The sequence below is a fragment of the Actinomadura logoneensis genome, from assembly GCF_003428695.1.
In the GTDB taxonomy this organism is placed as follows: domain Bacteria; phylum Actinomycetota; class Actinomycetes; order Streptosporangiales; family Streptosporangiaceae; genus Spirillospora; species Spirillospora logoneensis.
Genome location: NZ_QURH01000927.1, coordinates 1 through 7,437 on the forward strand (window position 1 = coordinate 1; position 7,437 = coordinate 7,437).

The window sequence follows — 7,437 nt, forward strand, 5'->3', positions numbered from 1 at the left end:
CGGCGGCGAGGCCGGGGCGGGCGGCAGGGCAGGCGCGGACGGCAGGCCGGACACGTGCGGCATCGCGGGCGCGGCCTGCATCGCGGGCACGTGCGGCATGGCGGGCACGTGCGGCACGGCGGGGATCGCCGCGCGGGGCGGAGTCCGGAGGGCGGGGTTCGAGCGTCCGCGCGGGACGTGCGGCAGTCGCGGCACCCGAGGCCCATAGACGCGCGGCACCCGAGGCCCGTAGACACGCGGCACCCGAGGCCCGTAGACACGCGGCACCTGCGGGCCGACGGCACGCGCCTCGTTCACCCTGCGGGAGACCGCGCCCCGCGAAGCCACGGCGTTCGGGACTGCCGCATTCGGGACTGGAGCGTGGACGTAGGCGCGAACCTGCGGGGCCCCGGGGTGACCCTGCGGCGCAGCGGCCTGGGACAACGGGATCGCGACATGAGCCTCCGAAGCGGTTGCGGAAGTCTGCTGCGCCCCCGCCTTCGGCTCCGAGGCGACGGCGTTGAGGCGCGGAGTCGCGGCGTGCTCCTGCGCGGACGACTCGGAGGTCTGCTGAGGCGCCGAGTCGCCCCGCGGCGCTACGGCACGGGTCTGCGGAGCGTCGGGTCGAGACCCCGGAGACGCGAGGTGCTGCTGCGAGGGCACGACGGACGTCTGCGCGGACGCGACGGAGGAGTGCGGAGACGCCTGCACCGCCTGCTGGATCGGGTTCCGGGGTGCGGCAGGCGTCCGCGTGGTGCCCGCCTGTGTCACCGGCCCATGGGCGGGAGGCGAGAGCGACCGCTCCGGCTCGTCCCGAGCCTCCGACGTTCCGGCTGGACCGGAATCCGCGTCACCCAAATGTGGCGTCAGGGTAAGGACGCTCGGCTCGGACGCGTTCTTCGCGCGCGCCACGATCGTCACACCCGGCTCGATGGACCGCCGTTCCCTTCCGGCCGCCCGGTCCGCGTCCGGCAGGCGGACGGCGATCGGGAGGAGCCGCCGCTCGCGGACGTCGCCGAGGGAGCACAGCAGTTGCGTCCGTCCGCTGCCGACCGTGCACTCCTTGGCGCGTGCGGCCCAGCTCAGCGGCCGGTCCGCGGTCAGGGTGAGCGTCACGTCGCGCGCGGCTCCGCCCACGGCGTCGACGCCCACGCGGTAGTCCATGATCTGGTCGCCCCCGTGGCGTCGCAGCCCGACCGGAAGCGCGGCCGTGACCAGCCGGACGGTGGCCCCCCAGGCCGTGGAGCCGGACGCGCCCATCAGGGACGAGGCCGACGTGAGGGTGAAGGCCGGAGGTGCCGCCAGCACCCCGCCGAGCACCGCCACGCCCAGACGGCGGGTCCCCCGCCCGCGGCGCGGTACGGTCCGTCCGCGGCGTCGCCGCGCCTCGTGCCCCATGTTCCGGTCCTTCCGTTGCACCGTTTCGGTCTCGCAGCGCCGGGGGGCACACGCAGTTATAACCGCTCGCACACGGACCGTAACCACACGATCGTCTTTCGCATAGCGAAAAACATTCTCCGTAAGATGGGGGATCACCTCGGAGAGGAGAGGTCGGTGGCGGAGGCCGTACGGTCCCTGGAACGCGCCTTCGAGCTGCTGGAGCACCTGGCGGACGCGGGCGGTGAGATGGCGCTCTCGGAGCTGACCGAGGTGTCCGGGCTGCCCATGCCGACGATCTACCGCCTGATGCGGACGCTGGTGAACCAGGGATACGTCCGGCAGGAGGCGAGCAAGCGGTACGCGCTCGGCCCCCGGCTGATCCGGCTCGGCGACGGCGCGGGACGGCTGCTCGGCACCTGGGCGCGGCCCGCGCTCGCCCGGCTGGTGGACGAGGTGGGCGAGACCGCGAACATGGCCGTCCTGGAGGGCGACGCGGCGGTGTACGTGGCGCAGGTGCCGTCCCGCCACTCGATGCGGATGTTCACCGAGGTCGGACGGCGCGTCCTCCCGCACTGCACCGGCGTCGGCAAGGCCTTGCTCGCCCAGCTCCCCGAGCCGCGGGTGCGCGAGATCCTCTCCCGCACCGGGATGCCCGCCCGCACCCCGCACACCTTCACCGATCCCAACGCCCTGGTGGACGAGCTCGCGCGCGTGCGCGAACGCGGCTACGCCGTGGACGACGAGGAGCAGGAGGTCGGCGTCCGCTGCGTGGCCGTCCCCCTGCCGGGCGCGCCGACGCTCACCGCGTTCTCGGTGTCCGGGCCGTCCGCGCGGATGACGCACGAGGCGGTGCTCGAGGTCGTCCCCGTCATGCGCCAGGTCGCCGCGGGCTTCGCCGCCGACCTCGAGGGCTCCCCGCAGGACTGACCCCGGACATGCCGAGGGCCGGCGGCTCGCGCCACCGGCCCTCGTCGCGTTCCAGCGGTCCGGATCGGCCGTCCCGGGTCGGTCGGCCCAGGTCGGCCGGTCCGGATCAGTCGGTCCCGTTCAGTCGACCACGTCGCCCACGACCACGTGGGGACGTCCGCCGCGCTCCCAGGCGACGAAGTCGCCCGCCGCGCGGATCAGGACGGTGGCCATCCACAGCGCCACGCCCGTGTCGTCCACGACGCCGACGATCGGCAGCACCTCGGGGATCGCGTCGATCGGGGAGATGATGTAGACGATGCCGAGCGCCAGCAGGCCGAGGGAACCGATCGACATGCCCTTGTAGTCACCGCGCAGGACGGCCTTGAGCATCCTGGGGACGGCACGCACGCGCTCGCCGAGGCGCGGTGCGCCGTCCTGGAGCGTCTCGCTGTAGATCTGCCAGGCCTGCCCTGCGGCCGCTGCGCCTCGCTTCCCCTTCACTCGCCCTCCCGGGTCGTTGTGTTGGGCGGTCTGTCCCCGCCCGTCCTGTATATGACGCACTCGAGACCTATCTTGTTCCCCCCTTCCGGTCCTCCCGCGGGCCCCTGCCGCGTGATCGTCCTCTCAACCTCCCCGCGAGGTGACACATCCCTGATCATGAGTGACGGTTTGCTATCCATCGCGCACACACTGTGCCGGGATGGTGAGGCATCCAGCGCCGCGCGCTGGAAACATCGGCTTCGGGAACTCGGACTCGCGGGAGGGGCGCCGCCTCCCGTCGTCCGCGGACACAGCACGCCCGGCCGTCCCGCGGCGGTGCCCGCGCAGGCGCCCGCCGCGACCGCGAGGAGCTGAGCAGCACGATGACCGCCCAGACCCCGACCCCTCCCCCGTACCGGCCGCCCACCGAGGCCCCCGCCTCCACCGCGCCTTCCGAACACGCCCTCGGGCCTTCCGAACACGCCCCCGAACCCTCCGACCACGCGCCCGAGCCCTCCGACCGCTCCGCCGCCGGGCCGTCCGACGCGGTCGAGTCCTCGGACGACGCGGGGTGGCCGGTCCGGGGGACGGCGGCGGGGGTCGGGTACGTGGCGCTGCCGCCGACCGCCGTGGACGCGCGGCCGAACGGGCCGACGCGGTTGATCGTGGCGTGGCCCGGCTTCGACCCGCCCCGGACGGCGGCGGCGATGGCGGCGGCCCTGCCGATGACCGGCGTGCCCACCTGGCGCGTCTACCTCGACCTGCCGCATTCGGACGCCTCGGCCGACGGGCTCGACCTGCTGCCGACCGGGCTGGACTCGCAGGGGTTCCTCACCGACGCGGGCGTCATGGCGTTCGGGACGGCCGTCGAACGGGCCGCCGTCCTGCTACCCGCCGTGCTCGCCGACCTGCGCCGCGACCTCGGCGTCCCGGCCGATCCGGTGGCGCTGGCCGGGTTCTCGGCGGGCGCGGCCGTCGTGCTGCTCGCGCTCGCGCGGCAGGACGTCCGGGTGAGCACGGCGGCGGTGGTCGCGCCGGTCGTGGCGCCCGCGCGGGTGGCGCGCTCGGTGGAGAAGCGGTCCGGCCGCGAGCGCTCCTGGGGTCCCGCCGGGGCCGCGCTCGCCGACCGGCTCGACCTCTCCCGGCGCGCGGACCGGATCGCGGACTCGGGCGCGGCGCTGCTGCTCATCGGCGGCGCACGGGACCGGATCGTCCCCGGCACGCAGGTGACGGCGCTGCGCGACCGGCTGGCCCGGTGCGGCGCGCCGGCCGTGGAGGCCGCCGCGTTCCGGATGAGCCACGCGCTCGCGGCGGCGCCGGGCACCGAGGCGCGCCCGCCCATCACCGAGGCCGTCCGGGTGGACGGCGTGCTCACCGACTGGTTCCGGGAGCGGCTGGCCGAACCGGCGTCCCGCCCCGCTCCCCCGGTCTCGCTGCACCTGACCGGCAGCTCCTCCTGACCGGCGGCTCCGGCGGCTCCGCCCCTGCCCTGTCCGGCGGTTCCGGCTGACCGGCGTTCCGGCCCTGCTCGGCGGTTCCGCTGACCGGCGGTTCCGGCCCTGATCCGTGCCCCCTCGACCGGACGGCCGGGTGGACGCTACGCTCCCTCTCGACACCGGCTAAACGCTTTAGGTGGTTGCAGGAGGACACGATGACTCGTCGGGTGGCACTGCTGGACGCTCCGTCCAACCTCGGGCTCCGGCCGCTCCGCGCGGGGCACGTGCCGGGCACGCGCCACCTGCCCGAGGCGCTGCGCGCGCACGGCCTCGCCACCCGGCTCGGCGCGGAACTCGACGTCGCGGAGGCCGGACGCGTCGAACCCGTCCCGTACGCGTCCGAACCGGACCCGGTCACCGGCTACCGGAACGGCCCCGCGCACGCCGAGTACACGCGGCGGTTGGCCGGACGAGTCGGGGAGCTCCTGGACGACGGGGCGTTCCCGCTCGTCCTCGGCGGCGACTGCGGCATCCTGCTCGGCCCGCTGCTGGCGCTGCGGCGGCGCGGCGACCACGGGCTCGCCTACATCGACGGGCACGCCGACTACGCCCCGCCGCGCGACCGCGCCGGGGCGCACGGGACCCGCAACGTCGCCGGGTACGCGCTCCGGCTCGCCACGGGGCACGGCCCGGCCGGGCTGGCCGACCTGGACGGCCTGCGGCCCTACGTCGCCGAGGAGCGGACCGTGGCGCTCGGCTACCAGTGGGAGCCGGAGGACCACGACTTCGTCGCGTCCGAGGTCTTCGAGACGTCCGCGCTGGCGAAGCACTCCAGCGCGGACATCCGGGCGCGCGGCGGCGAGGCCACGGGCAGGGCCGCCCTGGACGTCCTGGAGGACGCCGCGTCCGGCGGCTTCTGGATCCACCTGGACGCGGACGTCCTCGACCGCGGCGTGATGCCGGCCGTGGACTCGCCCAACCCGGACGGGCTGTCCCTGGAGGCGCTCACCGGGCTGCTCGCGGTCCTGCTGGCGAGCCCGCGCGCGGTCGGGATGAACGTGGCCATCTACGACCCGGACGTGGACCCGGACGGCTCGGCCGGGGCCGCCCTGACCGGTGTCCTCGTCAACGCCTTCACCGCCGCACACCGCGCTGACGCGGCCGTGTGACCTGACCGGGGGTTCGCACCCGGGGTCCGGCACGGGTCCGGCCGCGCGCGACTCCCGGATGACGCCGAGTGCGGCGGGGTGATGGGTGTGCGGTGTCCGCTCAGCCTCGGGAGAGGACCTCGTAGCGGACCGGGATGACGCCCGCGCTCATCCCGTCCACCTGCTTCATCGCGGCGGTGGAGAGGTCGAGGCAGCGGCCGGACACGAACGGGCCGCGGTCGTTGATGCGGACGGTGACGGACTCGCCGTTGTTGCGGTTGGTGACGCGGACCCTGCTGCCGAACGGCAGGGTCTTGTGCGCGGCGGTCAGCTCGCTCGGGTCGAACCGCTCACCGCTCGCGGTCGCCTGGCCCTCGCCGTACGAGGACGCCTGGCAGCTCCCGGACGACAGGACGGTGTAGTGGGGCTTCTTGGGCTTCGGCTTGGGCTTGGGCGCCCGGGTGATCTCCACGGGCTTCGGCTCGGGGGGCCTCGGCTCGCCGCGGCTGGCGCGGCTCGGGGTGGTGCGCGGCCGGTCGGCCGACGGGGTCCTGGACCGGCTCGGTGCGGAACTCGGGCTCTGGCTCTGGCTCGGCGAGGCGGCGGCCATCTGCCGCGTCTGTGCGGCGTCGGCGGATCCGCCCGAGCCGCCGGTCAGGAGCGCCGCCGCGCCCGCCGCCGGTACGGCGACGGCGATGCCGGACGCGACCAGGATGTTCCGGAGACGGAACCTGGGGTGATGCTTGCCCACGGAGAAGTCCTTTGATCGGGGACAGGTCCCCGGACGCCCGGCGTGCCGTGTTCCGGTCGCGCGCGCACGCGGGCACGAACTCCGTCACTGGATGTCGACGACTTCGTCCTCGTTCGCACGCGTGCCGCGGGATCTTCCGTCACGAGGGGTTCTCCGCCTCGTGGCCCGCTCTTCGGCACCGGTGGTTCGACGCGTCCGCCGGCGGTTCGGGTGCTCCGCGTTCGAGCACCCCACGTTCGCAGCCGTGCGGATCGGGCGTCCGGTGGTGCGGCTCCCGGCCATCTTCAGTTGGAGGAACCAAGCGATCTCACGTGGGGCCGCACACAAGTCCTTGACCGTACGGTGTCTTCCGCTTGAAGCAAGCAAAAGCCTTGGCTTTGTGGGCTTTGTCACCAGGATTTTGTCACTCCGAAGTGGATCTAGTGCGCAGGGTAAAGATTTCGCGGCGCTATCACGGACGGATAACAACGGTGTAATTCACTGTCTCGACAGTAAGGCTCGCCTTCCCCGGACATGCGAACGGGACGCCCGCGCCGGGTGGCGCGGACGTCCCGTTCCGGGTGGATCAGGAGCCGGTGGATCGTGCGGCGGACCGTCCGGGGGACGCCGGGGTCAGGCGTTCACCATCCGCTTGCGCGCGAGGTTCGGCATGGCGACGTTCGCGGGGGCCGACCCGCCGTTCAGCCGCCTGAGCACGTCGCCGACCAGCGGCAGCGGCAGCGGCGCGGGCGCCTCGGCGAGCCGCGCGTCCGAGGCGATCCGGCGGGCCGCGCCGCCGTAGGAGCCGCCGTAGGAGTTGCCGTACGAACCGCCGTAGGAGCCGTTCGAACCGGGACGGCCGGGACGGCCGCGGCCGGTGCCGTACGAGCCCTCACCGGAGCCGTAGCCGCCCTGGGACGCGCCCTCGCCGCCGCCCTGGCCGTTGGACTGGTTCTGGTCGGCGCCGGGCTTCAGGCCGCTCAGCATCTTGGTCAGCTGGCCGAGCAGGTTCCCGCCGAGCGGGCTGCCGTTGTTCGGGCCCGGGTCCGAGAGGCCGGCCGCGGCGGGCACGGCGGTCGCGTGCCGGTCCTCCTGGCCGTACGACTGCCCGTACGACTGGGAGTCCTGGCCGCCCTTCGCGCCCTGGCCCTGGCCCTGCCCCTGGCCGCCCTGCTGGTTCTGGTCGGCCGAGGGGTTCGGCATGAGCGGCGCGAGCAGGTCCCCGAGCAGCGGGATCGACGACGGGGTGTAGCCCCCGGGCTCGGGCGAGCGGCTGAGCGCGACGCGCTCGGCGGCCTCGCGTCCGTGCGGCCGGTGCGCCCCGCCGCGGCCCGCGGGCGCGCCGTGGGCACCGTGGGCGGCGCAGCCACAAATC

Annotated in this window: 5 protein-coding genes and 2 pseudogenes; 3 read left to right on the top strand and 4 right to left on the bottom strand. The window is 74.7% G+C overall.

The window, feature by feature from the left end; all coding sequences use genetic code 11:
• Nucleotides 1-195: pseudogene (locus DZF91_RS41580) on the bottom strand (hypothetical protein); the annotation flags it as partial.
• A gap of 1,308 nt (nt 196-1,503) precedes the next feature.
• Here DZF91_RS41580 and DZF91_RS31280 point away from each other — a divergent pair.
• Entirely contained in the window at nt 1,504-2,286 is a 783-nt protein-coding gene (locus DZF91_RS31280; protein ID WP_117360672.1) for an IclR family transcriptional regulator, read from the top strand.
• A gap of 120 nt (nt 2,287-2,406) precedes the next feature.
• Here the strand turns inward: DZF91_RS31280 and DZF91_RS31285 are convergent, their stop codons facing one another.
• Entirely contained in the window at nt 2,407-2,769 is a 363-nt protein-coding gene (locus DZF91_RS31285; protein WP_117360673.1) for a YkvA family protein, read from the bottom strand.
• Nucleotides 2,770-3,131: 362 nt separating this feature from the next.
• On the opposite strand from DZF91_RS31285, the gene DZF91_RS31290 reads away from it, so the two are divergent.
• The gene (locus DZF91_RS31290; RefSeq protein WP_117360674.1) at nt 3,132-4,208 is read left to right on the top strand and encodes an alpha/beta hydrolase family protein; all 1,077 of its coding nucleotides are present in this window, start codon (nt 3,132-3,134) and stop codon (nt 4,206-4,208) included.
• Nucleotides 4,209-4,399: 191 nt separating this feature from the next.
• Nucleotides 4,400-5,353: an arginase family protein gene (locus DZF91_RS31295; RefSeq protein WP_117360675.1), complete on the top strand. Its 954-nt coding sequence runs from the start codon at nt 4,400-4,402 to the stop codon at nt 5,351-5,353.
• Nucleotides 5,354-5,453: 100 nt separating this feature from the next.
• Here DZF91_RS31295 and DZF91_RS42770 read toward each other — a convergent pair whose 3' ends face one another.
• Both DZF91_RS42770 and DZF91_RS40645 read right to left on the bottom strand, forming a co-directional pair.
• The gene (locus DZF91_RS42770; RefSeq protein ID WP_328589243.1) at nt 5,454-6,083 is read right to left on the bottom strand and encodes a septal ring lytic transglycosylase RlpA family protein; all 630 of its coding nucleotides are present in this window, start codon (nt 6,081-6,083) and stop codon (nt 5,454-5,456) included.
• 612 nt (nt 6,084-6,695) lie between these two features.
• Nucleotides 6,696-7,437, bottom strand: a pseudogene (locus tag DZF91_RS40645) (hypothetical protein); the annotation flags it as partial.

Coding starts and splice junctions, on each gene's coding strand:
- DZF91_RS31280 (WP_117360672.1), top strand. CDS start 1,504: ATGGGGGATCACCTCGGAGAGGAGAGGTCGGTGGCGGAGGCCGTACGG.
- DZF91_RS31295 (WP_117360675.1), top strand. CDS start 4,400: ATGACTCGTCGGGTGGCACTGCTGGACGCTCCGTCCAACCTCGGGCTC.
- DZF91_RS31290 (WP_117360674.1), top strand. CDS start 3,132: ATGACCGCCCAGACCCCGACCCCTCCCCCGTACCGGCCGCCCACCGAG.